This window comes from Afifella sp. IM 167, from assembly GCF_020144925.1.
Classification (GTDB): Bacteria; Pseudomonadota; Alphaproteobacteria; order Rhizobiales; family Afifellaceae; genus Afifella.
Genome location: NZ_NSLC01000002.1, coordinates 258,238 through 284,763, shown reverse-complemented (window position 1 = coordinate 284,763; position 26,526 = coordinate 258,238). Strand labels below are relative to the sequence as shown.

Annotated in this window: 30 protein-coding genes; 6 read left to right on the top strand and 24 right to left on the bottom strand. The window is 65.9% G+C overall.

Going from position 1 to position 26,526, the window contains the following annotated elements; genetic code table 11:
* Nucleotides 1-280 precede the first annotated feature (280 nt).
* The gene (locus CLD20_RS03985) at nucleotides 281-1,006 is read left to right on the top strand and encodes an AzlC family ABC transporter permease (protein ID WP_224405304.1); all 726 of its coding nucleotides are present in this window, start codon (nucleotides 281-283) and stop codon (nucleotides 1,004-1,006) included.
* Between the two features lies 1 nt (nucleotide 1,007).
* On the top strand, nucleotides 1,008-1,349 hold the full coding sequence (locus CLD20_RS03980) for an AzlD domain-containing protein (protein ID WP_224405303.1): 342 nt from the start codon (nucleotides 1,008-1,010) through the stop codon (nucleotides 1,347-1,349).
* A 7-nt stretch (nucleotides 1,350-1,356) separates the two neighbouring features.
* Here the strand turns inward: CLD20_RS03980 and CLD20_RS03975 are convergent, their stop codons facing one another.
* The 16 genes from CLD20_RS03975 to CLD20_RS03900 form a co-directional block, all read right to left on the bottom strand.
* Entirely contained in the window at nucleotides 1,357-1,920 is a 564-nt protein-coding gene (locus CLD20_RS03975; protein ID WP_224405302.1) for a biotin transporter BioY, read from the bottom strand.
* On the bottom strand, nucleotides 1,887-2,585 hold the full coding sequence (locus CLD20_RS03970) for an energy-coupling factor transporter transmembrane protein EcfT (RefSeq protein ID WP_224405301.1): 699 nt from the start codon (nucleotides 2,583-2,585) through the stop codon (nucleotides 1,887-1,889). The genes CLD20_RS03975 and CLD20_RS03970 overlap by 34 nt, the downstream gene beginning before the upstream one ends.
* A complete protein-coding gene (locus CLD20_RS03965) occupies nucleotides 2,582-3,262 on the bottom strand; it encodes an energy-coupling factor ABC transporter ATP-binding protein (RefSeq protein ID WP_224405300.1) in 681 nt (226 codons plus the stop codon). The genes CLD20_RS03970 and CLD20_RS03965 overlap by 4 nt, the downstream gene beginning before the upstream one ends.
* A 209-nt stretch (nucleotides 3,263-3,471) precedes the next feature.
* A complete protein-coding gene (gene madM / locus CLD20_RS03960; protein WP_224405299.1) occupies nucleotides 3,472-4,230 on the bottom strand; it encodes a malonate transporter subunit MadM in 759 nt (252 codons plus the stop codon).
* Nucleotides 4,231-4,232: 2 nt separating this feature from the next.
* The gene (madL, locus tag CLD20_RS03955) at nucleotides 4,233-4,673 is read right to left on the bottom strand and encodes a malonate transporter subunit MadL (protein ID WP_224405298.1); all 441 of its coding nucleotides are present in this window, start codon (nucleotides 4,671-4,673) and stop codon (nucleotides 4,233-4,235) included.
* A gap of 69 nt (nucleotides 4,674-4,742) precedes the next feature.
* Nucleotides 4,743-4,952, bottom strand: coding sequence for a biotin/lipoyl-containing protein (locus CLD20_RS03950; RefSeq protein ID WP_224405297.1), 210 nt, complete (start codon nucleotides 4,950-4,952; stop codon nucleotides 4,743-4,745).
* Nucleotides 4,952-5,749: a malonate decarboxylase holo-[acyl-carrier-protein] synthase gene (gene mdcG, locus CLD20_RS03945; protein ID WP_224405296.1), complete on the bottom strand. Its 798-nt coding sequence runs from the start codon at nucleotides 5,747-5,749 to the stop codon at nucleotides 4,952-4,954. The genes CLD20_RS03950 and mdcG overlap by 1 nt, the downstream gene beginning before the upstream one ends.
* Nucleotides 5,731-6,831, bottom strand: coding sequence for an acyl carrier protein (locus CLD20_RS03940; RefSeq protein WP_224405295.1), 1,101 nt, complete (start codon nucleotides 6,829-6,831; stop codon nucleotides 5,731-5,733). Before CLD20_RS03940 ends, mdcG begins: the two co-directional genes overlap by 19 nt.
* Nucleotides 6,832-6,853: 22 nt before the next feature.
* Entirely contained in the window at nucleotides 6,854-7,747 is an 894-nt protein-coding gene (mdcE, locus tag CLD20_RS03935) for a biotin-independent malonate decarboxylase subunit gamma (RefSeq protein WP_224405294.1), read from the bottom strand.
* 34 nt (nucleotides 7,748-7,781) lie between these two features.
* The gene (locus CLD20_RS03930; RefSeq protein WP_224405293.1) at nucleotides 7,782-8,738 is read right to left on the bottom strand and encodes a biotin-independent malonate decarboxylase subunit beta; all 957 of its coding nucleotides are present in this window, start codon (nucleotides 8,736-8,738) and stop codon (nucleotides 7,782-7,784) included.
* Nucleotides 8,739-8,749: 11 nt separating this feature from the next.
* Nucleotides 8,750-9,067 carry a malonate decarboxylase acyl carrier protein gene (gene mdcC, locus CLD20_RS03925; RefSeq protein ID WP_224405292.1) on the bottom strand — a complete coding sequence of 106 codons (318 nt, stop codon included), beginning with the start codon at nucleotides 9,065-9,067 and terminating at the stop codon, nucleotides 8,750-8,752.
* 17 nt (nucleotides 9,068-9,084) lie between these two features.
* Nucleotides 9,085-10,758, bottom strand: a complete 1,674-nt coding sequence (gene mdcA / locus CLD20_RS03920; RefSeq protein ID WP_224405291.1) for a malonate decarboxylase subunit alpha — start codon at nucleotides 10,756-10,758, stop codon at nucleotides 9,085-9,087.
* A 23-nt stretch (nucleotides 10,759-10,781) separates the two neighbouring features.
* Nucleotides 10,782-11,621 (bottom strand): biotin--[acetyl-CoA-carboxylase] ligase, encoded by an 840-nt coding sequence (locus tag CLD20_RS03915; protein ID WP_224405290.1) that lies wholly within the window; start codon nucleotides 11,619-11,621, stop codon nucleotides 10,782-10,784.
* Between the two features lie 93 nt (nucleotides 11,622-11,714).
* Nucleotides 11,715-12,926, bottom strand: coding sequence for a Na+-transporting malonate decarboxylase, carboxybiotin decarboxylase subunit (gene madB, locus CLD20_RS03910; protein WP_224405289.1), 1,212 nt, complete (start codon nucleotides 12,924-12,926; stop codon nucleotides 11,715-11,717).
* 125 nt (nucleotides 12,927-13,051) lie between these two features.
* On the bottom strand, nucleotides 13,052-14,050 hold the full coding sequence (gene mdcB, locus CLD20_RS03905) for a triphosphoribosyl-dephospho-CoA synthase MdcB (protein ID WP_224405288.1): 999 nt from the start codon (nucleotides 14,048-14,050) through the stop codon (nucleotides 13,052-13,054).
* 752 nt (nucleotides 14,051-14,802) lie between these two features.
* Nucleotides 14,803-15,219, bottom strand: coding sequence for a HutP family protein (locus CLD20_RS03900; RefSeq protein WP_224405287.1), 417 nt, complete (start codon nucleotides 15,217-15,219; stop codon nucleotides 14,803-14,805).
* A gap of 360 nt (nucleotides 15,220-15,579) precedes the next feature.
* Here CLD20_RS03900 and CLD20_RS03895 point away from each other — a divergent pair, with 360 nt between their 5' ends.
* A complete protein-coding gene (locus CLD20_RS03895) occupies nucleotides 15,580-17,118 on the top strand; it encodes an acetolactate synthase large subunit (RefSeq protein ID WP_224405286.1) in 1,539 nt (512 codons plus the stop codon).
* A 55-nt stretch (nucleotides 17,119-17,173) separates the two neighbouring features.
* Here CLD20_RS03895 and CLD20_RS03890 read toward each other — a convergent pair whose 3' ends face one another.
* The gene (locus tag CLD20_RS03890) at nucleotides 17,174-17,605 is read right to left on the bottom strand and encodes an OsmC family protein (protein ID WP_224405285.1); all 432 of its coding nucleotides are present in this window, start codon (nucleotides 17,603-17,605) and stop codon (nucleotides 17,174-17,176) included.
* A 290-nt stretch (nucleotides 17,606-17,895) separates the two neighbouring features.
* On the opposite strand from CLD20_RS03890, the gene CLD20_RS03885 reads away from it, so the two are divergent.
* Both CLD20_RS03885 and CLD20_RS03880 read left to right on the top strand, forming a co-directional pair.
* Nucleotides 17,896-18,555 carry a L,D-transpeptidase gene (locus CLD20_RS03885; protein WP_224405284.1) on the top strand — a complete coding sequence of 220 codons (660 nt, stop codon included), beginning with the start codon at nucleotides 17,896-17,898 and terminating at the stop codon, nucleotides 18,553-18,555.
* Between the two features lie 16 nt (nucleotides 18,556-18,571).
* Nucleotides 18,572-19,192, top strand: a complete 621-nt coding sequence (locus CLD20_RS03880; protein WP_224405283.1) for a DsbA family protein — start codon at nucleotides 18,572-18,574, stop codon at nucleotides 19,190-19,192.
* A gap of 52 nt (nucleotides 19,193-19,244) precedes the next feature.
* On the opposite strand, the gene CLD20_RS03875 is transcribed toward CLD20_RS03880, so the two are convergent.
* The 7 genes from CLD20_RS03875 to CLD20_RS03845 form a co-directional block, all read right to left on the bottom strand.
* Nucleotides 19,245-20,087 carry a polysaccharide deacetylase gene (locus tag CLD20_RS03875; RefSeq protein ID WP_224405282.1) on the bottom strand — a complete coding sequence of 281 codons (843 nt, stop codon included), beginning with the start codon at nucleotides 20,085-20,087 and terminating at the stop codon, nucleotides 19,245-19,247.
* 25 nt (nucleotides 20,088-20,112) lie between these two features.
* Complete coding sequence (locus tag CLD20_RS03870) at nucleotides 20,113-21,636, bottom strand: tripartite tricarboxylate transporter permease (protein ID WP_224405281.1); 1,524 nt, start codon at nucleotides 21,634-21,636, stop codon at nucleotides 20,113-20,115.
* The gene (locus CLD20_RS03865) at nucleotides 21,627-22,073 is read right to left on the bottom strand and encodes a tripartite tricarboxylate transporter TctB family protein (RefSeq protein WP_224405280.1); all 447 of its coding nucleotides are present in this window, start codon (nucleotides 22,071-22,073) and stop codon (nucleotides 21,627-21,629) included. Before CLD20_RS03865 ends, CLD20_RS03870 begins: the two co-directional genes overlap by 10 nt.
* A gap of 35 nt (nucleotides 22,074-22,108) precedes the next feature.
* Nucleotides 22,109-22,894 carry an SDR family NAD(P)-dependent oxidoreductase gene (locus CLD20_RS03860; RefSeq protein ID WP_224405279.1) on the bottom strand — a complete coding sequence of 262 codons (786 nt, stop codon included), beginning with the start codon at nucleotides 22,892-22,894 and terminating at the stop codon, nucleotides 22,109-22,111.
* 25 nt (nucleotides 22,895-22,919) lie between these two features.
* Nucleotides 22,920-23,894 (bottom strand): tripartite tricarboxylate transporter substrate binding protein, encoded by a 975-nt coding sequence (locus tag CLD20_RS03855; RefSeq protein WP_224405278.1) that lies wholly within the window; start codon nucleotides 23,892-23,894, stop codon nucleotides 22,920-22,922.
* Between the two features lie 32 nt (nucleotides 23,895-23,926).
* Complete coding sequence (locus tag CLD20_RS03850) at nucleotides 23,927-24,736, bottom strand: alpha/beta fold hydrolase (protein WP_224405277.1); 810 nt, start codon at nucleotides 24,734-24,736, stop codon at nucleotides 23,927-23,929.
* Nucleotides 24,737-24,833: 97 nt separating this feature from the next.
* Complete coding sequence (locus tag CLD20_RS03845; RefSeq protein ID WP_224405276.1) at nucleotides 24,834-25,592, bottom strand: IclR family transcriptional regulator; 759 nt, start codon at nucleotides 25,590-25,592, stop codon at nucleotides 24,834-24,836.
* A 106-nt stretch (nucleotides 25,593-25,698) separates the two neighbouring features.
* On the opposite strand from CLD20_RS03845, the gene CLD20_RS03840 reads away from it, so the two are divergent.
* On the top strand, nucleotides 25,699-26,526 hold the full coding sequence (locus CLD20_RS03840) for an alpha/beta fold hydrolase (protein ID WP_224405275.1): 828 nt from the start codon (nucleotides 25,699-25,701) through the stop codon (nucleotides 26,524-26,526).

Here is a 26,526-nt window from a genome sequence, read left to right as displayed (position 1 = left end):
TACGGAGGAGATCAGAGAAAGTTTCGCGCCGGCTTTCCGGTCAGCGATCGGTCAACGCCGACGCGCCCGGGCGCCTTCGGCGTCAATAACCCTTGGTATTTACGGCTGCAATTTGCGTCTATGTCTAGATCTATGACAATAGATATCGTCTCGCGAAAATGTATGAGACGTTTTCGCGTTTAATATATGGACAGTTTAGCTTTCGCGCGTTATTTGCGCTTGCGCGCTAGATTACGAATATCCTCTCTTCTCGGCCATGCCCTCCTCAAAGACAGATCGGTTGCCTGCAGGCGAAGACGCCTCGGTGTGGCAGGTGCTGCTTATAGCGGCCGGTGACGCGCTCGTGGTGATCCTCACCTTCCTCGTCATGTTCATGGGCGTCGGCCAGCTGAGCGCCGAAGCCGGGCTCAACGCGGTGCAGACCGCGCTGATGACGAGCCTGACGGTCGCCGCGCCGGCTCAGGCCGCGGCCATGCAGATCCTCGGCAACGAGGCCGTGGCGAGCGCCGCCTGGGCGGCCGGCGTCGTTGCCGTGATCATCGTCAATCTGCGCTTCATCGTGATGGTGGCGTCGATTCTCTCGCGTCTGCCGGAGACGAGCTTCTGGCGGGGGCTCGGCGGCGTCGGGCTGATCTCGGCGAGCTCCTTCGCCGTCATCCTGCCGCGCCTGATGGACGATCCCCCTCCCCGCCCGATCCTGTATTGCGGCCTTGTCGGATTGATGTGCTCCAGCTCGGCCGTCATCGGCGCCGTCGCCGGCCATCAGCTCGCCGCCTCCGTGCCGGTTCTCGTCGGGGCGAGCCTCGGCGCGATGATCCCGATCTATTTCGCCACCCTGATCGCCAAGCAGCGGAAGAAGCGGCCGCTGATGCTGAACGCCTTCTTCGGTGCGCTGCTGGTGCCTTTCGCGGCGCCCTTCATGGGGTCTTTCGCGCTTCTCGTCCTGCCGCTCGCCGTCGCCGCGATCAGCATGCTCGTCGACCAGAGACAAGACAAAGGCGCCTGACATGTTCTCCAACTGGCAGTTCTGGGCATTGGCGGCCGGCGCCGGCTTGGGCACGCTGGCGCTGCGCATTGTCCCGCTGGTGGCGCGCGATGCGATCGGCGGGGAACGCATCCGCGAATTCTTCGACCGCGCCGGCTACGGCATTCTCGGCGGCATTGTCGCCACGTCGGCGCTCAGGTCGGGCCAGGGCCTCTACGAGGGCGATCCGGTGCTCGGCTCGGTCGTCGCGCTCTCATGCGTTCTGGCGGCTTTCGCGCTCTCCGTATGGAAGGGCGGCACGATCGTGCCGACCCTCCTCGGGCTGGCGGCGTTCGTTGCCGCCGGCTTCCTCTATCTCAAATAGGCAGGCCTCAGGCCGTCCGCTGGATGATCGGGTAGGAGCGCTTCACCGCCATCGCGATGATCGCCGCCAGCCCTGCCTTGACGATGTCGCCAGGAATGAAGGCCGAGGAGGCGATCGTGGTCTTCAGGAGCGGCAGGTCGACGTTGAACGCCGTCCATGGGATGCCGATCGCGTATTCGACGAGGATTCCGCCGATCACGCAGAAGGCGAAGGAGTTCAGGACGTTGAGCCGACGCCAGCCCCATTCGTGCAAGAGGCCGACGACATAGGCCGCCGGGATCCAGCCGACGAGATAGCCGGCCGTCGGGCCGAAGAAGACGCCGAGCCCGCCGCGGCCGCCCGACAGGATCGGCAGGCCGATGGCGACGAGAGCCACGACGAGCAGCATCGACAGCGCGCCGCGCCTGGAGCCAAGGATGGCCCCGGCCAGCATGCAGCCGATCGACTGGGCGCTGATCGGCACCGCGAAGAGGGGCAGCATGATCGGCGGAAAGAGCGCGAGCGCCGCCGTCAGGGCCGCGAAAAGGGCGATGTAGACTATGTCTTTTGTGGAGCTTCCGCGGTCTTGCATGACGTCCTCGTGTTGATTGTGCCGGGCTCAATGACGAAGCGCGGAGGCAGATCGTCATCGTCGCCGTAGGGGTCGCTATAGGGGGAACGGGCGTCGATGGCATCGGCGACGTCGCCGGCCATCTTGAGGGTGCGCAGAATCAGCGGCAGGGCGAGCGCGACGGGGTTGGTGCCGAGCCCCCTCGCCCGCTGCGCGTCGCGGATCTCCTGCGCCTGCTGGCCGATCACCGGGATGAAGCGGAGCGCCAGGGAGAAGGCGAGCCCGACCTTGGCCGGGTTGACGCCGAAACGGCGAAACGGGCCGAGGGCGCCCTCGATCGCGGCGATCAGCGCCTCGCTCCGCGTCGTCAGCGTGACGAGCGCGGCGGCGAGCACGAGCGTGGCGATGCGCAGGACGACAAGGCTCGCCAGCTCCCATGATTGCCACAGGCCTTGAACGAGAAAGAGCAGCACGAGCAGCCACATAAGCGGGCGCAGCTGCTGGAAGGCCTTGCGCTGGGAAATGCCGGCGAGCCGGTAGAGACCGAGCGTGGCGAGAAGGGCGGCGGCCACGAGGCGCCAGTCGCCGATGAGAACGAGGCCCGTGCCGGCGATCGCGAGCGCCATGAGCTTCGCCCATGCGGGCAGCCGGTGGAGCGGCGAGAGGGTGCCGGCTTCCGGGGTCATTGCATGCGCTCCACATAGCGGGCGAGAGCCGCGCCGGGCTCGTCGTCGGCGATCACCCTGCCCTCGTCGAAGACGATGATGCGGTCGAATTCCTTCAGGAGCTGCAGGTCGTGGGTGACGACGATCACCGTCTCCTCCATCTCCTCGATGACCTTGGTGACGTGCCGCGCATTGCGCAGGTCGAGCAGCGTCGTCGGCTCGTCGAAGACGACGCAATCGGGACGGGTGATGAGCACGCCGGCGAGCGCCAGAAGCTGCTTCTGGCCGCCGGAAAGCGTGTGGGACGGATGCTGGCGGAACGGTCCGAGGCCGTAGCGGTCGAGCACCTCCTCGACGAGGGCGCCACGCTGGGCCGCGGGAAGCTTCAGGCCCTTGAGGCCGAAGGCGACATCCTCCTCCACGACGGGGAAGACGATCTGGTTGTCCGGATTCTGGAAGACGAAGCCCACCTTGCGGCGCACGGCCTTGCCGGATCTGGCGGTGTCGAGGCCATCGACCAGTACCTGGCCGGAAGTGGGAACGAGAAGCCCGTTGAGCAGCCGGGCGAAGGTGCTCTTGCCCGAGCCGTTGGAGCCGACGATGCCGATACGCCGCTCGGCGAGGGTGAGGTCGATGCCTCTCAGGGCTTCGAACGTGTCGAAGCGCTGATGCACCCCTTTGACCTCGATCGTCGTCATCTCTCTACTCCGGGCTCTTGGCCGCCGGCGCCCCTTGCGGAGAGCCGGCGGAGGTCAGGCCCGGGCCACTTAGCAGAGAAGGCAGCGCCTTCACATCTTCGTGGCCCGATGCCTCTTGTGCCAACCGATGCTTGAAACACTATGTTTCGTGCGTCATGCTTCGGCCGGTTGCGTGACATCACACTCTGGCTGTTCCTTCGGCAAAAGGTTCAGCCGACCAGAGCAACGATGGCCATGTAACCGATGGACGGGACGACGAGGCAGCCGAAGCCCGTGTAGAACGTCGCCGTCAGTGCACCATAAGGGACCAGTCGCGGATCGGTGGCAGCCAATCCTGCGGCTGTCCCGCTGGTGGTTCCCATCAGGCCGCCATAGACCGCGGCAGCAGCCGGGTTGTCGAGGCCGGCCATCTTGGCCAGGAACGGGGTCAGGATCATCACGGAGATCGACTTCACCACGCCCGCGGCAACGGACAGGGCGATGACTTCCGAAGAAGCGCCGAGCGCCGCACCGGTGACCGGGCCGACGATGAAGGTCGCCGCGCCGCCGCCGATGGTGGCCATGTCGACCGCGCTCGTATAGCCGAACGCATAGGCCGTCGCGGCACCGATCGCCGTCGACAGGATCATCGAGACGATCAGAGCGACCGCGCCCGGCAGACCCGCCTTCTTCAACTCTTCCATCTTCACGCCGAAAGCGGTCGCCACGATGGCGAAGTCGCGGAAGACGCTGCCGCCCATCAGACCGATGCCGGCGAAGATCTCGACGTCGGAGATGCCGTGCTTGCCGCCGGTGTACTTGCCGCCGACGAAGGCCAGGATCAGGCCGATGACGATGGCGATCGCCGAAGAGTGGATGCGGTTGTTGAAGATCTTTCCGATGTAGGTCGAGAGCACCATGATGATGCCGACCACAACAAAAGCAGTGACCAGGGGATATTTGGTGACTGCGTTCAGCAGGATGTCCATGGCTATTTGACCTCCTTCGCGACTTCGGGCACGGCCATGGCCGCGGCGGGAGCCGGGTTATCCTCGGTCAGAGGGGGAAGCGGATCGCTTTTGGCGCTGAGGGCCGCGATCGGCCGGATCAGCAGGAAGCCAGCGAAGACCGCGCCGAGGCCGGCGACGAAGGCGAGAGCGCCCGCATCGAAGGCGGCGACGACGTTCTGGCGGGCGCACATGGCCACCACGATCGGGATGTACATCGCGCTCCAGAACATGATCCCGTCCTGGGCCAGCTTGGAGAGCTGATCCTTGTCCATCAGACGGCGGGAGACGATCACGAGCAGAAGCATCGCGATACCCACGCCACCGACATTCGCATCGATGCCGACCAGATCGCCGATCAGGTAACCGAGACCGGTACCGACGATCATGCATCCGCCCATCAGGGCTAGTCCGTAAATCACCATTTCACTTACTCCAGTGTGTTGGAGCTATCGTTAGCGGGGCGGCGGCGAACGCCGCCCCATTGCACTTTTTCACTCGACAGTCATGAGGACGGCGCCTGGCTTCAGGCGCTCGCCGGCAGAAGCGGCAATCGACTTCACGGTCCCTTCGACCGGCGAAGGCGTGTTGTTCTTCATCTTCATGGCTTCAACGACCGCGAGGTTCTGACCCCTTGTGACGGTGTCGCCGACGGCAACCTCGATCGAAACGACCGTCGAGGGCATTTTCACTTTCACATCCATCATTCACTCCATTGGTTTTGGATGGTTTCGGTGGCCGGGGGCGTGGAATTTGCCCCCGGAAGTGCGGCCCGAAGGGCGCCGTGAGGCCCCCTTCCCTTCGGGCGGTTCTGCAAATCGACTATGTCTATGAGTTCCACTCCCGTTATTGTCTTTGCCAGTATTGTTTCGCGTCCCGAGCAGAACTCGGCGAGCTTGACGCCGCGCGATCCGAAGAATTCGATCTCCGTATCGATCTTCACGCCGATGGCCTGGCCGACGCCCTGAACGGTGCGATGGAATGCCTGGACATCGCCGCCGTGATCGGCATCCACCAGAAGATCCAGATCCGATTGCGGGCGGACGTAGGGAAGGCCCGTCACCGCCGCGAGCGCGGCCGAGCCGATGAGGCCGAGGCGGATGTCGAAGCGGGTGGCGATTCCGGCGACGAGCCGCAGGGCGGCGTGCGGCGGGGGAAAGCGCCTGAGGGCCCGCTCCATCACCTCGTAGGGCGAGATGAAGGAGGCGATCTGATCGGGCTCCACGATCAGCGAGGAGCGCACACGCTCCTCGTTGCGGCGCAGCGGGAAGGAAAAGCCGAGCTGGCCCTGGCCCTCGCCGCAGGCGCGCGTCGGGCGGCAGACGATGCCGGGCACGCCTTCGGTGAGGAAGGTACGCAGGACGAGCGCCTTGGTCTCGATGTCTTGCATGGTGTGCGGCAGGCCGTCGAGCAGCGCCGGCACAAGGGCGTTGCGCGCGTGCGGCTTCAGACGGGCAAGGGTGTGGCGGCGGTCGAGCATGGTCAGCGCCTCTTGATCCATGCCGGGTCCGACTTGGCGGACTTCTGCAGGTCGGCCTGCGCCTCGACCAGGACGTCGAAGAGCCCTGTCTTTTCGGGGCCCTCGAGTTCGACCCCATCCTCCCAGGCGCCGTCGGCGCCGGGCAGGCCCGGAACCAGCCTGAGGCGGGTGGCGGCGGCGCCGGTGACGAGATCGGGCGCGACCTTCACCACGCGGCCCTTGATGCGCAGGATTGTGCGCGCCGCCTTCTCCACCGTGGAGGCCGCGGCCGCCCTGGTATGCGTGACGACCACCTCGTATTCGGGATAGGTGCGCTCGCGCCGGTAGGTGATGATTTCGCCGGCACGGTCGCAGACATGACCGGCGGCGGAGACGATGAAACTGTCGCCCATGGGCAGGCCGCCGACGACGAGCTCGCGAAAGGCGGGGCCGCGCGGCGAGGTAACGAGGGTGATGTCCTCGCGCAGCGGCACGCCGTCGAGCGTCAGCCAGCCGAATTCCTGGCAACCGTAGAGATCGTGGACCTCGTAGCCGAAGCTTTCGGCGACCGGCAGCAGCTCCTCGTCGAGGGGCGTGCCGGCGGTCAGAAGGATGGCGCGCGCCGGCATCTCGGATTTCAGACCGAGCGTGGCGGCCTGTTCGAGGCTGGCGCGCAGGAAGGAGGATTCACCCAGGATGATGCCCGGCTTGTCGCGGCAGGCCGCCACAAGAAGTGCGTCCCGGCTGGAGCGCTTGAGGAAGCCCCAGGTCACGCCGCAGGCCCTCAGGGCATCGGCGGCGAAGACGTTCACGAGCGGCGGATAGGTGACCAGCATCCGCTCGGCAGGCCCGGACCCCAGTCTTTCGAACAGGGTCCGGGCCACCGCGCAGCGGCCGGAAATCTCGCCGTGGACCACGCCGACGATGTTCTGGAACGCGGAAGAGCCCGTCGTGAAGGTGAGGTACGCCAGATTGAAAGGCGTATGCACCTCCTCGATGACATGGGCGGCCGTCGGGCCATCTATCCCCTTGTCCGCCAATGTCCGCCTCGGCATCTCCGCAAGGGTCGGAGCCGTGCCGAATGCGTCCAGAGCTTCTTCGAGTACCGTCAGATCGTCGGACATGATCGTCGTCCCTGTTGGGCCGTCAGCGAGATGGAGCGTATTTCTCGGCGACTGCAGCGAACTCCTGATTCATCAGCTTGATGACCTCAGGCCGGACCGTGCGGCCCTGGCGCTCGGCGCCGAGCTCGCCCCTTCCCCACGGGCCGAGTTCGTCCTGGTGACCCGCAGCCTTGGCGTCGCGGATCGTCTTGATGTGCCGGGCGATCGCCGGCCGCATCCCGTCGAGCTCGCCGACCAGTTCCTCGACGCCGCCGAGGGCGTAAAAGAAGCGCGGGCCAGCGGCGAAGACGGGGTTCGCCTTCGACAGTTCCTGCAGCGTCTCCAGATCCTTGCGGATGATGCGCGAGACGGAGGTGAGCGGCATCACGTGGATCATCGTGCCGAAATTGGCATCGAGCGAGACGATGTGGTCCGCCTGCAGGCCGTGGCAGAGGAAGGCGCCGGAGATCGCCCGGCCGATCACCATGGCGACGATCGGGTGGCCGGCGAGCCGGGCCTCCGCCAGCGCCAGCTGATAGGCGCCGGTGGCCTTGTTCATGCCGAAGATCTCCTCGACCTTGCCGGGCCCGTTTCCGGGGGTGTCGACGATGAGGACGAGGGGACGCTTCTCCTCCGCGGGCTTGTCCGCGTCGGCGGCGAGGGAGGCGTAGACGGCCTGGGCCATCTTGTAACCCTCCTCCATGCCGATGATGCCGGCATAGACGACGGGGAACTTCTCGTTGAAGGCGTTGGCGTCGCTGGCGATGATGGTGACGGTGTCGCCCTCGAGGGATGCGGTGCCGATCACGGCGCCCGGACCGAATTCCGGATCGTCGAAGGTGCTTGCACCGATGGTGCCCTCGGTGAAGGAGCCGGCGTCGACGATCATGTCGATCGCATCCCGGCCTCTTCCCATCATGGTCTCTGTGGCTTCCATGACTGTCTCCTGATTGTCGGGTTCTTGCCGGGGCTCAGACGCTGAGCCGCTTGACGCCGGCGAGGAACTCGCCGAGCGGCATGTCGGTCAGGGCCACGGGGTCGGGATTGCCAGCTTTCGCCCAGACGTCGCGGGCGTCCTTCGGCTGCATCTCGGCGGCAAGCGCGACGCCGCGAAGCTGCCGTTCCACCGCTTCCGGCGAGCCGATACGGCGCAGCTTCTCGAATTCGGCGACCGGCAGGGCGGCGAGTTCGGCCACCGCCTCGCGGAAGGCCGCGATGGTGTTTGCGACGAGCGCGTTGCAGTCGCCCATGATGTATTTGTGGCGGCCGCCCGTGGTGCGGAAAACAAGGGCGCGGTCGGAGGAGTCGAACTCCTCCTTGCCCATCTCCTGCTCGATGACTTCCGGACCGGTCAGGCCGAGGCGGCCGAACTCGCTCATCACGATGGCGTCGGTGGCGGCGGCGACGAAGCCCATGCCGCCGAAGCAGCCGACCTTCGAGCCGATCAGTGCGATGACCGGCACCTTGTGGCGCGCCTTCTGCAGCTGGTCCATGACCTCGGCATGGGCGAGGAGGCCGGCATTCGATTCATGCAGGCGCACGCCGCCGGTCTCGAAGGAGATGACAACGACCGGCTTTTCCTCGTCGGACAGGTCCGGGTATTTCGTCACCAGCTCGTCGTGAAACTCGATGGCGAGCCGGATGGTGTTGACCATCTTGGCGCCGCCGACCTCGCCGATCGAGCCGCCGATGAAGCGGCCTTCCTGGGAGACGACGAAGACCGGGGTCTTGCCGATCTTGCCGACGCCGGCGACCAGGCCGTCATCGAATTCCACGGCTTCCCCGAGGACTTCCAGATGCGGGCTGTAGAAGCGGTCGAACGGTCCGGCGAGTTCCGTGAACGTACCCTCGTCGAGGAGGCCGATGGCCCTCGCCCGGGCATCCGATTCCAGGAAACTCTGTTCCTGAAGATCTTTCCATTTCGGCATGGGATGACTCCTTACTTGCCGGTCGCTTCCGCGAAGCCCTGGCGCAGGCGCAGCAGGACGACGGCGGGCGTCGCGTTGTTGTCGTTGATCTCAAGGTGGACGTTGCCGAGGAGCGTCTCGGAGACGAACTTCTCCACCACACGCTTCCAGAGCTCATCGAAGCCGGCGACCGGGGTGACGATGCGGACCGAGACGGCGCCTTCCAGCTCCTTCGGCTCCATCAGGACTTCCATGTCGCCCGATCCGACCACGCCGAGATGGATCGGCGTGTCGATGGAGTGGGTCACCTCGTCGATCTTGAGGTGGAATTCCAAGGTATTCAAAGCCATGGCTCAAAGGTCCTTTGTCACCAGTTGCGGAACCGGGCGGGCGGGTTGTAGAGGCCGCCAGACCAGGTCACGAGGTCACGGATATTGCGGGCTGCCAGCAGCGAGCGGTCCGCACGGGAGCGGTCGACGCCGAGGTCCTCCGGCGTCTTGACGATGCCGGCCTCGCGCAGCTGCCGGGTCTCGTCCGGCTTCGCCTGAAGGCCGATATCGGTGTAGCCGGCCACCGCGCGGATCGCGGCCATGCGTGCGTCGATGTCGGCGCAGCGGTTGAGGTAGGCGATGCCTTCCTCGGTCACGACGTGGGTGAGATCGTCGCCGTAGATCATCACCGGAGGCAGATCGAGATTGGCGTTCTCGGCGAGCTTCCAGGCGTCCAGCTCTTCCACGAAGACAGGCGCCCTGCCCTCGCCGAAGGTTTCCACGCCCTGGACGACGAGACGCTTGCCGCGGGGCATGTTGCCGATCTGGCGATCGAGGCTCGGCATCTCCTTGCCGACCTTGAGCCAGGCATCCGTCGAATGGCGCCGGCCCTTGGCATCGCAGCCCATGTTCGGGGCGCCGCCGAAGCCGGCGACACGCGTGCCGGTGGCGGTGGAGGAATTGCCGTACTTGTCGATCTGCAGCGTGCCGCCGATGAACATGTCCAGCGCGTAGTGGCCGGCCGTCTGGGCGTAGGCGCGGTTGGAGCGCAGCGTGCCGTCGGGACCGGTGAAGAAGACGTCCGGGCGCGCCGCCACGTACTTCTCCATGCCGAGCTCGCCGCCGAAGCAGTGAATGGTGTCCACCCAGCCCGACTCGATCGCAGGGATCATCGTCGGATGCGGGTTGAGGATCATATGCGTGCAGGCCTTGCCCTTCAGGCCCAGCTCCTCGCCGTAGGTCGGCAGAAGAAGCTCGATGGCAGAGGTCAGGAAGCCGATGCCATGGTTGATCCGCTTCACCTCGTATTCGGCGTAGATGCCTTTCAGGCAGAGCATGGCGAGGAGGATCTGGCTCTCGGTGACGAGTGCCGGGTCGCGGGTGAAGAGCGGCTCGATGAAGAAGGGCTGCGGCGACTGCACGACGGCGTCGATCCAGTCGGCCGGGATGTCGACGCGCGGGAGCTTGTCGACGATCTCGTTCACCTGGGCGATGACGATGCCCTGGCGGAACTTCGTCGCCTCCACGATCGTCGGCGTGTCCTCGGTGTTGAAGCCGGTATAGAGGTTGCCCTGCCTGTCGGCCTTGTAGGCGCAGATCAGCGAAACCTTCGGCGTGAGGTCGAGGAAGTAGCGGCCGAAGAGCTCAAGGTAGGTGTGGATGGCTCCGAGCTCGAGCTTGCCTTCACGGATGAAGGTGGCGACGCGGGCGGCCTGCGGGCCGCCGAAAGCGAAGTCGAGCTTTTTGGCGATGCCATTCTCGAACAGGTCGAGATGGACCGGAAGCGGCACGGCCGACTGCACCATGTGCAGGTCGTGGATCTTCGACCTGTCGACCTTGTTGAGGCACTCGGCGAGGAAGTCGGCCTGCTTCTGATTGTTGCCTTCGATGTTGACGCGATCGCCCGCGTGAATCACCGCCTCAAGCAGAGCGACCGTGTCTTCCGGCTTGAACTGCTTTCCCGGTCCAATGTACCGGGAGGCAGCCGCCAACCTCTCCGCAGTATCAGCGGAGCGGCGGTCCCACTTCTTTTCTGTCGTGTTAGTGGACATGGAACAACCTCTGTTTCCTTCAATTAGCGGGTGAAGGCCGAACTTGCGGGCTTCAGGCTCGCTTCTCCGTAGTAGAAGTGGTGGATGGCACCGCTCCTATCGCGAATACTGAGACTGCCGTCGGAGCCGAGATCGGAGGCGATGCCCGTCAGGCGGGCGTCGCCGGCGTCGAAGTCGAGTTCGCGGCCGATGGTGCAGGAGCGTGCGATCCAGGCCTGGCGGACGGGCTCGAAGCCCTCTTCCTCCCAGCGGCCGATCCACGTCTCCACCTCTTCCAGGATGGCGGAGAGCACGCGGTGAAAATCGATCTGGTGGCCCACCTCGATAGCGAGCGAGGTAGCGGTGGCGGCAAGCGCCGGCGGAAAGTCCGCTTCGGCAAGGTTCACGTTGATGCCCATGCCGGCGATGACGTGGGCCGTGTCGCCTTCCGGCGTGGTGACCAGCTCGCAGAGGATTCCGCAGAGCTTGCGGCCGCCGACGAGAACGTCGTTGGGCCATTTGAGCTCTGCGGGCACCCCTGTCGCACGCCGGATGGCGGCGGCAACTGCAACGCCCAGCACGAGGGTGAGCTGGGAGACCTCCTCCAGAGGCCGCGAAGGCCGCAGGAGCAGGGAGAGAGCGAAACCCTTGCCGGGCTCGGAGAACCACGCCCGCTCCCCCTTGCCCCGGCCGGCCGTCTGGTGGTGTGCCACGACGGCAAGGCCGGGCTTCTCTCCCTTGGCGGCGAGGTCCGCGATCAGCCGGTTGGTCGAGTCCACCTCAGCGAGGTAGTAGACCGGGCCGATCCCGCCGCTCCGGCGCTCCACGCCGCAGCAGGCGGCGAGGTCGGAGGAGGTGGAAGCGAGGGCGAAGAAGGTGGGCATGGTTTTCTGACAGGTTTGGGGTTCAGCTTCGTCTGAGGAGAGACGTCCGGTGCCCGCGGGTTTCGGGGGGCGAGCGAGCACCGGACGCTTCCGTCAGCCGCCAACCAGGCCAATCGTCGAAGCAAAGACGCCGACAGCGATGGCGGAGACGATGACGCCGCAGATCGAGGCACCCATGGCCAGAGGCATGATCATGGCGTAGGGGCTGGCCTCGAAGGCGCACCTTTGGGCGATCTTGGCGGTCGAGGGCATGCAGGAGACGCCGGCGATGCCGATCGCGGGGTTGTACTTTCCCTTCGACAGGAACCAGATCAGCCAGCCGCCGCCGATGCCGCCGAGGGCCGACACGGCGAGCGCCGTGATGCCAAGGACGAGCAGGATGGCGACGCGCGGATCGAGCAGGGTCGAGGCTTCGCACAGGACGCCGAGCACCAGGCCGAGGAAGAGCGTCGATCCGTAGGTGATCGTCTTCTCGAGCAGGTCCTGATAGGGCTCGATCTCGGCTTCCTTGATCGCAACGCCCATGAAGAAGGAGAGGATCAGCGGGGAAGCGACCGGCAGGAGCAGGCAGAGGAGCCCAGCCGCGCAGACGGTGAAGATGAACTTCGCCTTCTGGGAGACTTCCGGGAACTCGATCTCGACTTCCAGACCGCGGTACTCTTCCGGCACCAGCCAGCGCACGAGATAGGGATATCCGGCGTAGCAGAGCGACAGGTAGAGATAGGCGATGATGGAGATCGGGACGAAGAGGTCCTTGGCCATCACCAGCGAGGCGAAGAGGACCATCGGGCCGTCGGCGCCGCCGATCGTGCCCACCGCGGCGGCCTGGCCGGGAGTGAGACCGGCGTAATAGCCGATCACCAGCGTCACGAAGGTGCCGAGCTCGGCGCACACCGCCACCGTGATCGAGGCCCAGGGCCGCGCCAGGATGAAGGAAATGTCCGCCATGGTGCCGATGCCCATGAAGAGCAGGCAGGCAACCAGCGAGTTGACGAAGGTGAAGTTGTAGATCGGCTGCAGGAAGTTGATCTGCATCACGTCGATCAGGGCGGAGGGCTCCGACACCATCGGTGCGATGATGAGGGTGCCGATCTTGCCGGCCTCCAGGAACATGACGCCGGCGTTGACCGCCATCATGCCGAGGCCCATCGGGACCATGATCAGGGGCTCGAGCGTGCGCTTGAAGCCGAAATAGGCGAGCACGAAGCCGAGAACGATCAGCCCCACACGGGAGAAGGCGATGACCGGGTCCTGGACGAACAGGGTCCCGATGCCGGGAAAGATACTGAGAAGTTGCTGTAGCATGGGAGTTCTGCCGGTCTATTCGGAGGGCTGGGAGAGGAACTTGGAGATGCCCACGATCACCCCGATCACCGCGAAAGCGATGACGGCGGTCAGCAGGTAGGCCATCCCGGCGTAGACAATGATGTTCATGAGATCCTCGAAGGGGTTGGGGACTGACTGGCCGTTCGCGGCTGGTCGGAGGGAGCGGCAGGCCGCAGGGCTCCACCGCGCTGAAGCGCATCGACGCCATAGGTCACGGCCAGAAGGTCGGCCGAACCGCCGGGGCTGAGGTTGCGGGCGATGCAATCGGCATCGAGCCGACGGATCGCCGCCATCCCCTCCGCGGTGAGCGCACCGCCGAGACGGAGCACCTCGCGGGCCCGGTTGCGAACGAAGTCGAGCGCCTTGGGACCGCCGCGCCAGAGCACGGTGGTATCTTCGGCGACCGCCATAAGGGCGATCAGCGTGTGGATGAGAGCGGTGTGAAGCGGGGCGCCCTTCTCGAGGGCCGCCTCGAAGGCGGGAAGGCCCGCGACCGCAACCGTCGGGAAGCCCGCCTCCACCTCGCCCCGGATGCCGAGGACGCGGTAGCGGCGGAAGAGCCATTCGCCGGCCGTATGGGGCTCGCGCCCGGCCGCCCCGGTGAGCTCGCGGGCACACAGGCCCTCGCTCATCAGGGCGGCGGTGGCGAAGAGCGAGCCGGTATCGAAGCCGTCGCCGTCACGGCCGAGATGGCCCGCCGCGGCGCTGAGGATGCCGGCCGAAAAGAGGAAGCCGCGCTGGGTGTTGACCCCGCCGGTGGCGGAAAGGAGGAGGCCCTCGTAGCGGCAGCCGATGGCGCGAACCGCCGGCAGGAGCGCGGCGAGCGGGCCGTCATGGCGCAGGCCGGCATCGGCGCATTCGTAGAAGCAGGGGGCGATCGCGGCCGAGGACACCATGAAGGTGCGGATGTCCATGTCGCGATGCGAGCCGTTGGAACGCGGAGTGACGAGGCCGGGCTTGGGATGGGCGGCCACCTCCAAAAGGGTGCCGGCGAGGAAGGCCGAGCCGATCTGCCAGACGAGCGGAGTGAGGGCGCCCTGGGCGCCTTTGGGGCCCTTGGCCCTTTCGCCTGTCGTCTCGCCGAGCTGCTGAACCAGGTACATGATCTCGTTCCCGTCTCACCCCGGGAAGGTCGCAGCGGTGCGGCGGAGGACCGTCGATCGCGCAGAGCCTTTCGAGGCGCTGTGGCCACGTCCGGGCGTCGCTTGTGGCGGCGCGAGGGCGCACGTTCCCGTTGGCGACCGACGCGATGTGCACGCGGAGGCCACGAGGCGAATTCAGAGGTTCACCGACACGGAGAACACTGGGTCACTGGTGAGGAATTGGGTCGAGCGAGGAGGAACGGCTCCACGAAGGGGCACGCTCGGGCTGCTCCGATCACGAGATCACACGCCCCGAAGGGCAGAGAGAGATAGGCACACCGGATTCAACGCTGACGCGTGAATGGGGCGGCCCCTGATCACTGAATCACAGGCTCCCGAAGGAGCAGGACTTCTGCCTCAAAGAGGCGATCACATGGCCCGAAGGCCGGCCGTTGGTCTTTGGCGACCCCCGACTTAAGTCGTATATTTCACCGCGCTCGCCGCGAGTCCAGTTTTTTGTCGGCGCAAGGGTGCGACAAAGTGGCGGGCGTTTGCCGGGCGGATCAATTCGCCGAAGTGAATGAAAACCAAGGGTTTAGCTGCATGGGCGCCGGCGGCGCGCCACCCCTGCCCTACGGCCCGGCCCAATTTCCGCCATCATTGGGGTCGTCGCCGGCCCGGCGCGCGGCCGGATTTTCTGGGCGGGAAGCCGGGCTATCGCGCGATGCAAAACGAGGCGGCGGCAGGCTTCACGACGCCTCGCCGAATGCGACTTAAAGGTGCATGACGCCGAAGCCCATCCGCTCGTGGTTCGTCTCCGGATGGAAGGCGGATTCGCCATGCGCGGCGATGACCAGCCAGCGCCCGTCCGAAACGATCGCCACCTTGAGCTTCAGGCTCGATTCGGCCGCCACATCCGAGCTGACGCCCTTCAGGCATTCCAGCCCGGCATGGATGACGGCGTGAATCTCGTTGTGATGGTGGTGAATGATGTGGCTCTGCAGCGCGCAGGCGACGAGCGACTTGACGAAGCTCTTCGTCACGTCGGTGCGGATGCCGCTGACGAAGGTGATGCCCATCTTCAGGCGCGTGCTGGCAGCCACATACTGCTTGAAGATCTCTTCCTCCTCACGGGAGGAAATGGCGGCGAGGATCGCCACCTTGCCCAAGCGGTCGGGATTGATGTCCATCGGGGGGCCCTTGTGCATAGCTTAACAGCCTGGCCGCGACGGCCGGCGACCGCCACGTCGACACCTTGCCTGTCAAGCCGCCCCCCGAAGGCGTGCAGTCAGGTCATGCCAAGCGCCGCTTCGATAGGGCGTGACGGGTGAGGAGTAAACCCGGAAACGACTGCGGCGCCGGCGAGTTCTCGTTTCCGGCGAGGGGTTTCATCCAGCGGTCGCATCCTGCGGCTCTGCGCGCCCCGCATCGCGAAAGCCGCATTGCAGCCCGCGCTTGCGGCGCCTACGAAACGGGCTCCCTCTCCTTTCCCGTGTGATGCCTCCCGGCGCAGCGGGAAGACCAGAAGCTCTCATTCAGGGATCAGGACGATGAACGGTGCGCACAGCCTCGTCAGGACGCTCCTCCGCGCGGGGGTCGACACCTGCTTTGCCAATCCCGGAACGAGCGAGATGCACTTCGTCGCCGCGCTCGACCAGGTGGAGGGCATGCGCTGCGTGCTCGGCCTGCAGGAGAACGTGGTGACAGGCATGGCCGACGGCTATGCGCGCATCGCCGGCAGGCCCGCCTCGACGCTCCTGCATTGCGGGCCGGGTCTGGCCAACGGCCTCGCCAACCTCCACAACGCCCGGCGCGCCCGGGCGCAGATGGTCAATATCGTCGGCGACCAGGCGACCTATCACCGTCCCCACGACGCGCCGCTGACGATGGATACGGCGAGCCTTGCCCATACCGTCTCCGGCTGGGTGCGTGTCTCCACCTCGGCCGGTGAGGTCGGCCGCGACGCGGCGGCAGCCGTGCAGGCGGCGCGCGCGCTGCCCGGCCATGTCGCGACGCTGATCCTTCCTTCCGACACCTGCTGGGACGAAGGCGGCGCGGTTGCCGAGCCCCTGCCCGCGCTGGAGGCCGAGCCGCTCGATCCGAACCAGGTCGAAAGGGCGGCGCGCGTGCTGCGGGGCGGCGAGGAAACGCTGATCCTTCTGGGAGGAACGGCGCTCAAGGCTCCGGGGCAGGAGATCGCCTGGCGGATCGCAAGCGCGACCGGCGCGAGCATCATGGCCGATTTCGTCACCGGCCATGTGGCGCGCGGGCGCGGACGTCTGCCGATGGCGCGGGTGCCTTACGCGCCGGACGCGGCGCGCGAGGCGCTCGGCCGTTTCCGGCACATCATTCTGGTCTCGGCCAAGCCGCCGGTCACCTTCTTCGCCTATCCCGGACAGCCGTCGATCGAATACGCCGAGGATGCGCAGCTGCATATTCTCGCCCGCAAGGAGCAGGATCCGGTCGCCGCGCTGACAGCGCTTGCCGACGAGCTTGGGGCGCCGCCCGCGGCCATGCCCGATCCGGGCCCCTGCCCGGAGCCGGGGAGCGGGCCGGCAACGCCCGAGGGGCTCGCCCGCACCGTCGCCGCACTGATGCCGGAGAACGCCATCGTCTCCGACGAGACGATCTCCTACGGCCGCGGGCTCTATCAGGAGACCTTCGCGGCGCCGGCACACGACATGCTGCACCTTGCCGGCGGGGCGATCGGCGATGGCATGCCGGTCGCGACCGGGGCCGCCGTCGCAGGCGGCGGGCGGCGTGTCATCAACCTGCAGGCGGACGGCTCTGCGATGTACACGATCCAGTCGCTATGGACGCAGGCGCGCGAGAGGCTGCCGGTGACGACGATCATCCTCAACAACCGCAGCTACAACATCCTCATCGGCGAATATGCCGGCGTCGGTGCCACCCCCGGGCCGACGGCCATCAAGATGCTCGACCTCGGCAATCCCGATCTCGGCTGGGTGCAGATCGCGAACGGCATGGGTGTTGAGGCGGCGAAGGCGAACACGCTCGAGGAGCTTGCCGACCTGTTGCGACAGAGCTTCGCCAGCCCCGTGCCGTTCCTGATCGACCTTTCCATCTGAACGGAAGAACCCGCGGCGCTGACGCCGCGGGCTTCGTCTTCGGCGCTTGCGACCGTCAGCCGACGAGGCTGGCCTCAAGCGTGATCTCGGCCTTGAGAAGCTTGGAGACCGGGCAGCCGGCCTTGGCCTTCTCAGCGATCTCCTTGAACTTCGCCTCGTCGACATCCGGCACCTTGGCCTTGAGCGTCAGGTGGCTGGACGTGATGGTGAAGCCCTCACCTTCTTTCTCGAGCGTGACCGCCGCGGAGGTATCGAGCTGATCGGGCGTCAGGCCGGCTTCCGTCAGCATCAGCGACAGCGCCATGGTGAAGCAGCTCGCATGCGCGGCGGCGATCAGCTCTTCCGGGTTCGAGCCCTTCTGGCCCTCGAAGCGGCTCCCAAATCCGTAGGGATACTTGTCGAGCGCGCCGGTCTCCGTGGAGATCGTGCCCTTGCCTTCCTTAATGGTGCCCTGCCACGCGGCGGAGCCGTGCTTGGTGATCTTCATGTCTGTTCTCCTTGGAACGGATTCTCCGCCGCCGGATGGCGGCTTCAGAGAAAATGGACGGGATGCGTACCTAGATGGGCCATGCGCGCCGCATGTGAAGGTGCCGTGGGGTCAGGCGCCGGCACGGGACGATGGATGCCGACAATGTGAAGTTCCGCGCCAAGACGGGAACGGCCTGGACCTCTACCACTCGCCTCGCCGCCGGCGGTCGCCTGACCACCGCGCCGACCTTAAGGTTGCCTCAATCCTTGGGTCTGGGCCGCCGGTAACCGAAAGACTGGAGAAAAGAATTGTCCCTTCCTCGCGCCGCCCTTTTCGCCGCGCTCGCTCTCGCCCTCGCAGCCTGCACCAGCACCCAACAGACCCAACCCTTCGGTTACGCGCCGGCGAATAGCCCGGCGAACGCCGCCGTTCAGCGCATGTATGGCGCGATGACCGACAAGGGCTGGCATATCCCGGCCGCCGATCCCGCCAAGATGGATCCGCAAAACATCCGCCAGCTGGTCGACGATCCGACGGGCGAGACGCCTGGCACTCTCGTCGTCGATACGCGGAACCGCTTTCTCTATCTCGTCATGGAGCGCGGCAAGGCGATGCGCTACCGGGTCGGCGTCGGCAAGGCCGGCCTCGAATTCGAGGGTGCAGGCATGATCGGACGCAAGGCCGCCTGGCCGCATTGGACGCCGACGGCCGACATGATCCGGCGTGAGCCGGAAAAATACGGCAACCTTCAGGACGGCATGGATGGCGGAATCGACAATCCGCTCGGCGCGCGTGCGCTCTATCTCTACAAGGACGGGCGCGACACGCTCTACCGCATACACGGCACCAACCAGACCTGGTCGATCGGCAAGGCGGTCTCCTCCGGCTGCATCCGCATGCTGAACCAGGACGTGATCGACCTTGCCAGCCGCGTGCCGGCCGGCAGCCGCGTCGTCGTCGTGCAGTAAGACCCGGGAGAGAAAGATGGCCGCAAGACCAATCGACCGGCGGAAGATCCTGAAGCTGCTCGCCGCCGGCTCCCTCGCCCCTCTCCTGCCCGGCCTCGCCCATGCGGCGGGGGAAGTGCTTTCCCGCGAGGCGGTGCTCTTCGACGAGGACATCCCGGTCCTCGGCAATGCGAAGGGCGACGTCACGATGGTGGAGTATTTCGACTACCAGTGCCCCTACTGCAAGAAGTCCCATCCGGAGGTGAAGCGCCTTGTGGCCGAGGATGGCGGCATACGGCTCGTCATGAAGGACTGGCCGATCTTCGGCCCTTTCTCGGCGCGCGCGGCCCAGCTGACGCTCGCTGCCGGCGACGATTACGAGAAGGCGCAGGACGCGCTGATGGCGGCGAAGGGCAAGCTCTCCAATGCGCGCATCGACGAGATTCTCTCGAGGGCCGGTCTCGATCCGGAGAAACTCGCCGATGCCTACCGGCGCGACAAAGGCCGGATCGACGAAATCCTTGCCCGCAATTCGGCGCAGGCGGAGGCATTCGGCCTGATGGGCACGCCCGCCTACGTCGTCGGCACGACGCTCTATCCGGGCGTCCTGGAATATGCCGACCTCAAGGAAGCGGTGGCGAAGGCGCGCAAGGACTGAAGCTGGTCGAACGCGCCCTGGCTGCCCCCAGGCCGGGAGGATGCGCGCAGGCCTATGGGGTCGGGGGAAGCTCGCCGGCTGCGAAGGCGCGCGCGAGTTCGTCCATGCGGATGAAGCCGGCGCCCCTCTCCTTGAGGCCGGCAATCAGCCCCTCCAGAAGCATCATGCGGTGCCCACGGCCCACGACGAAGGGATGGAAGGTGTAGATCAGCGCGCCCCATTCTTCCGTTCTCGCCATGTAGTCGTAGTCGGCGAGGAAATTCTCCAGCACCAGGCGGTAATTGGCGAGGCCCGGCGCCAGCGAGGTCGGCATCCGCAGATACTCGAAATGCGGAAAATCGTCGACTGACCAGCTGACCGGAAGCTCGACCAGCCCGGTGGTCTCGCCGAATTCGATCGGCTCTTCGTCGGAAACGACATCGCCCCGGCGGGCGAAATAGGGCTGGCAGTCATGCCCCATCATGCTGCTGTCGTAGAGGAAGCCCTGCCGGAGCAACAGGTCGACCGTCACCGGGCTCAGATCCCAGGACGGCGAGCGATAGCCCGCCGCCGGCGCGCCGGTGATCTCGGCGATCGCCTCGTTCGTGCGTACCAGCCCTTCCTCTTCCTTCTCCGGGCTGAGGTTGGCGGGAGGGACATGCGTCCAGCCGTGGTTGCCGATTTCGTGACCCGCCTCGAAGACCCTGCGGCAATGGTCCGGATAGGTCTTGATGACGGTTCCGGGGACGAACCAGGAGGACGGCACGTCGGCGGCGGCCAGCGTGCGCAGGATGCGATCGACCGCCACGGCGCCGAACTCGCCCCGCGAGACCGGCGTCGGGGTCTTCAGACCGCGCGCGACCATGCCGGACATGGCGTCGAAGTCGAACGACAGGCAGACGAGGTGCTTGCTCATCAATCTTTCCTCTGTGGAAGGGTGTTCATCCGTCAACCGTCGTGTCCGCCTCGCGCAGGCCTGCCCGCCGCTTGCGGAAGCCGGAGTAGAAGAAGCCGGCGAGAACCGCCGCGGCGACCAGCAGCAGGCCGAGACTGATCGGATGGGTCACGAAGACGGTCGGATCCCCGCGGCTGATGAGAAGCGCGCGGCGCATGTTCTCTTCGATCAGCGGGCCCAGGATGACGCCGAGGAGAAGCGGCGCGGCCGGGCAGCCGAGCTTGGAGAAGATGTATCCGGCGGCCCCGAAACCCGCCAGCAGCAGGATGTCGAAGGTGTTGTTGTTGGTGGCGAAGACGCCGATGCAGATGAAGAGTAGGATGGAGGGATAGAGGATCGCGTAGGGGATCTTCAGCACCCTCACCCAGATGCCGATCAACGGGATGTTGAGGATGAGCAGCAGTAGGTTTCCGATCCACATGCTCGCCATCAGCCCCCAGAAGAGCTCGGGGTTGTCGGTGATGACCCTCGGGCCGGGCTGGATTCCGAAGATCATCAGACAGCCGAGCATCAGCGCCATGATGGCGTCTCCCGGCACACCCAGCGTCAGCGTCGGGATGAAGCCCGCGACCGCAGCAGCGTTGTTGGCCGATTCCGGGCCGGTGACACCCTCGAGCGCCCCCTTGCCGAAGCGTTCGGGCTCACGCGCGACCTTCTTCTCCACCGAATAGGAGATGAAGGAGGCGATGGTCGGGCCACTGCCGGGAAGCGCGCCGAAGAGCGCACCCACGCCGAAGCCGCGGATGATCGACCCGAAAGCCTGGCGGAAGTCGCGCCAGCTCGGCACCAGTTCGCGCCAGGTGAAATCGGAGCCGACCATCTGGGGCTTGGAGTGCGGCTCCAGATTGGCCATCACCTCCGAGACCGCGAAGACACCCATCGCGACGATGACGAAGGAGACGCCGTCGGCTAGATTCCAGCTTCCGAAGGAGAGCCGCTGGGCACCGGAATTCACGTCGATGCCGACGACGCCGATGATGAGCCCGACCAGCACCATGCCGATCCCTTTGAGGAGCTCCCCCTCCGAGAGGATGGCGGCTGCCAGCAACGCCAGCGCCATCATGGAAAAATACTCGGCCGGACCGAAGCGAAGAGCGAACTTCGCGAGCGGCGGCGCAAACTGCATGACGAGGATGATGGCGAGGCTGCCGCCGATGAAGGAGGCGATGGCGCTGCCGACGAGCCCCACAGCCGCACGGCCCTGCTTGGCCATTGGATGGCCGTCGAGGCATATGACGGCCGCCGCCGCATGCCCCGGGATATTGAGCAGGATAGACGTCACGGACGAGCCGAACTGGGCCCCGTAATAGATGCCGGCGAGCATGATGAGGGCACCGATCGGATCGAGCCCGAAGGTGATGGGAAGCAGCATGGAGATCGTCGCCATCGGCCCGATGCCGGGCAGGACGCCGACGAAGGTGCCGACGGTGACGCCGATCACGCAGTAGAGAATGTTGGAGGGGGAAAGGGCGACCTCGAAGCCGAGCGAGAGGTTTGCAATCAGATCCATGATTCAGGCCACAGCTTGATCGGCAGCTTCAGGAACCACCAGAAGATGACAGCCCCGACAAGGGAAAGGGCGGCCGCGAGCAGGAGCGTGCTGCGCCAGTGAAAGGGCCGCGAGGCGTAGCGGCTGATCACGACGAGAAGGAAGGTCGCGGCGACGAGGCCGAGCCTTTCCAGGGCAAAGGCGGCCACCACGATGGAGCCGATGAGAAGCGCCAGTTCGCGCCAGGCGAATTGCGGCACGCGCGGCCCGCCGGCCAGCGCGCCTTTCACGGCGAGGGCCGCCCCGACGAGAATGGTCAGCCCGCCGACCAGCGTCGGATAGTAGCCGGGCCCCATCCGCAGGAGAGAGCCCATGGGATGGCCCTGCGCCTCCACCACGGCGACAAGGCCGATGAGAATGAAAACCAGGCCGGCGACAAGATCCTTGGTCAGGGTCATTCGCTGTCTCCCGTTCACAGCTCCCGGCGGACCCGTCAGTAGGACGAGCGACCGCCATCGGCCTGGATCGTGGCGCCGGTGATCATCCGGGCGCCCTCCCCGGCCAGAAAAAGAACAATCTCCGCCATGTCGGCGGGCTCTCCGACCCAGAAGGGATAGTCGAGCATGCGGCCTTCCGCGTCCTGCGCGTCGTCGAGGCGACCGTTCTCGCCGGGCCTGCCGTAGGCAGAGACGATGCGTTCCGAATAGACCCGGCCCGAGCAGATGGCGTTGACCCTGATGCCGTCGCGCGCATAGCGGCCCGCAAGGGCCCTTGTCAGCGAGAGGATCGCGCCCTTGGCGGCGGTGTAGACATGCGAGGGGCTCGCCCCCCGCAACGCGGCGCCGGAGGACATGTTGACGATCGCCCCGCCGCCGGCCGCGATCATCGGCGGGATGGCGTGACGGCAGGCGAGGAAGGTGCCCCGCAGGTTGAGGTCCAGCGTCTGGCTCCAGACGCGGTCGAGATCGACATCGGTGACGACGTCGTCTTCCACCATGGAGCCGCCGGCGCAATTGACGAGGATAGTGGGCGGGCCGCAACGCGCGAGGCATTCGGCGATCGCCGCCTTGACGCTCGCATCGTCGGTTACGTCGGTCGCAAGGAAGAGAGCCCGGCCGCCGGCCTGCGTGATCGCGGCCGCTGCCGCCTCTCCCGCCTCGATGTCGATGTCGAGGAGAACGGCAGTCGCCCCCTCCGCCGCGAATTTTTCCGCAGCGCTGCGGCCGATCCCGGCCGCAGCGCCCGTCAGGACGGCGATCCTGCCCTCGAACCTGGACAAGCCGGCGTCCCCGACCGCTCGCGGCTTATTCGACAACGATGTGGGCCGTTTCGACGACGTTCTTCCACTTCTTCATCTCGGAGCTGACGCGCTCGCCATATTCCCCGGGCGCGCTGCCGACGGTGAAGAAACCGAGATCGTTAAGCTTCTCGACGACCGCGGGGTCGTTGATCGCCTTGGCGAAGGCATCGGACAGCTTGGCGACGACGTCGTCCGGCGTGCCGGCGGGCGCCCACACGCCCCAGATCGACATCGGGTTGACCTGCGGATAGCCGAGCTCGGCGAAGGTCGGCACGTCGGGCACGGCCGGGTTGCGCTCGTCCCCGGTCACGGCGATGCCGATGATGGCGCCCGATTCCAGATGCGGACGCGAGGCGCTGATGCCGTTGAACATGTACTGGACATGGCCGCCGAGAAGATCGGTCGTTGCCGGGCCGGTGCCCTTGTAGGGAATGTGGATGACGTCGACGCCCGTCTCCAGCTTCATCAGCTCGAGCGCCAGATGGGTGGAAGCGCCGTTACCGCCAGAGGCGAAGGTGAGCGTGCCGGGCTCCGCCTTGGCCTTGGCGACGATGTCGTCCATCGTCTTTGCCTCGACAGAGGGATGGGCGATCAGGATCACCGGGCCGGTGGCGAGGAGCGAGACCGGCGTCAGATCCTTCAGCGTGTCATAGGGAAGGTTGTCGTAAAGGGCCGGATTGACCGTGACCGCCGTGTCGACGGCAAGGAGCGTGTATCCGTCCGGCTGCGCCTTGGTCACGAGCGCGGTGCCGATGGTGCTGCCGCCGCCCGGCCGGTTCTCCACCACGACCGCCTGGCCGAGCGCCTCCTGCAGCGCCGGCTGGAAGGTGCGCACGAGGTTGTCGGTACCGCCGCCAGCGCCGAACGGCACAATGAGGGTGACCGGCCTGGTCGGGAAATCGGATTGCGCGTGGGCCGCGCCAGCCAAGGCCAGCGCGAGAGACGCGATGCCGACGGCCGCGGTGATTCTGGTGAACATGGATAGTCTCCTCTTGGACGTTATTCGTCTTCTCAAAGCGGGTGCTTCAGCAGGAAGTCGCGAAGATCGGCGGCGCATCGCTCGGGCACCGCATCGGTGATGTTATGGGGAAGGCCGTCGTAGACCTTGAAGGTGCAGTCTGGGATCTGCTTCAGGACGTCGTATTCATCGGCGCTCTGGTTGGGATCGCCGCCGGGCACCACCATCAGGGAGGGGCATGAAATCTCCCCGATGCGGTCGGAGAAATCGGTGCCGGACATCAGCGTGACGATGCGCACCAGCATTTCCACGTCGTTGCGCGCCGCTTCCTTGACGAACCAGTCCACGAAGCCCGGCTCGACCTGATCGAGGTCGAAGCGGTCGGCGGCCGTGCGGCGCAGAAACGCCTCGACGCCTTCCGAGCGCATGGAATCGATCCAGTGCTGATAATCGGTATGCCCGGCCGACATCTTGAGGCCGGGGATGGAGGCGTAGGAGGTGAGAGTCGCGACGCGTTCCGGGCGCGTCACCGCCGTCCACATCGCCACGATGCCGCCCGCCGAGGAGCCGGCCACATGCGCCCTGTCGGCGCCGACCTCATCCATCAGTTCGACGACGTCCTGCGCCATCCGGTCGACCGTCAGACCACCTTCGGGCGGGATCTGGGAATTGCCGTGGCCGCGCAGATCGAGCCGCACGAGACGGAAATGGCGGGCGAGCGTCGGCACCCAGGCATACATGCGGTTCATGCTGCCCATGGCAGCATGCATCAGGATGAGGGTGTCGGCCGGGCGCCAGGGATCGGTGAAATCGTCGATGCGATAGGCGAGCTCAACTCCGTCGCTCGCGGTAAAACGTGTCACGGCCGGCGCTCCTTGTGCGTATCGCTATACGATATTGGATATCATCGTCCGACACAGTGCAACACATTTCCGGAGCCTGTCAAACGCCTTAAGCGGCCTATCCGCGCACATCCTGCGCCGCCGCCACGACCTGGGGTCCCATGCGGTCGGCAAATTCCGCCGGATCCCATTCGGCGGTCGAGCCAGCGACATGGATGGCAGCGACCGGCCGGCCTTCGCGGTCGACGATGGGGGCCGCCACGACGAGCTCGCCGAGGCGCCATTCCTCGGCCTGGAAGGCAAAGCCCGTGCGCCGGGCCTTGTCGATCTCCGCCATGATCTGTTCCGGGTCGGTCAGGGTGCGCGGGGTCACCTTGCGCAGGCAGGCGCGGACGATCGCCGCTTGCGCTTCTTCCTGCGGGAGGCAGGAGAGGATCGCCCTGCCCCCGGCGGAGCAATAGAGCGGGACGCGCCTGCCGATCAGCGCGGCATGCAGGGTTTCGCGCTTGGATTGCAGGCGGAAGACATAAAGAACGTCCTCGCCGTCGGGCAGGGTCAGGTCGACGCGCTCGCGCACGGCGCGCCTCAGATCGACGAGGATCGGGGCGGCCCGTTCTATGAGGGTGTTGGAGCGCAGATACTCGTAGCTGAGGTCAAGGACCCGCCGACCCAGGCAATAGTGCCTGGTCGCCTTGTCCTGCTCCAGATAGCCCAGCGTCGTCAGCGTTCTGGTGAAGCGCTGGACGGCACTCTTGTCGAGGCCGGTCGCTTCCGCGATGTCGCCGAGACTGAGGAAGCGGCTTCGTCCGCTGAAGGCGCCGAGGACGACGAAGGCCTTCTCGACCGATTTGACGTTCAAGGAACTGGACGAAGGCATCCGGGCTCCGAGCGCATCGTTTGACACAATTATTCCTCCGATGCATGATTGCGAAATACGACATAGTATATCGCATTGTGATACGTCAACCTGCGGGGTCGTGATCGTGACGAGCTTTACAACTTCTGACGGCGTTCGTCTCGACTATGCGGTCGACGACTTCAGCGACCCATGGAAGCGGTCGGAAACCATCGTGCTTCTGCACTCGGCCATGGGCTGCAAGCAGCGCTTCTTTGCATGGATGCCGATCCTGTCCCGGCATTTCAAAGTCGTCCGGCTCGATCTTCGCGGCCACGGCGCCTCGGAAGTGCCGTCGGCGGACAAGACGCTCGACATCGACCGCCTCGTTGGCGACATCCTGGAATTCCTGAAGGAAGTCGGGGTCGAGCATGGGCATTTCGTTGGCGCTTCGGCCGGCGGCTATCTGTCCATGCGCATCGCCATGGACATGCCGGAGAAGGTCGACAGCCTGTCGCTCTTCGGTTCCACCCCCGGCTTCAAGGGCGGTCAGGCGCAGCACTGGCTGCCGCGAATCCGCCAGGAAGGACTGCGGTCGTTCCTCGCCGACACGATCAGCGACCGGCTGCCCGAAGATGTCGATCCCGAACTGCGCAACTGGTTCCTCGACCAGGCAGGCGGCAACGACGTCGACTACATCACCCGCTTCATCGGCCTCATGGATCAGCAGGACTGGAGCGACGAGGTTTCCAAGATCCGCTGTCCGACCCTGCTCGTCATCCCCGGCCTCGGAAAGATCGGCGACTATTCGCGCTTCGACGTGATGCGCGAGCAGATCGACGACATCACCATCAAGACCTACGAGGGCATGCCCCACAACGTGTGGGACGCGGTCCCCGAACGCTGCGCGGACGACGTGCGGGCGTTCGTGGAAGAGGTGGCTGCCCGCCGCTCCGCGGCGTCCGACGCAGCCTGA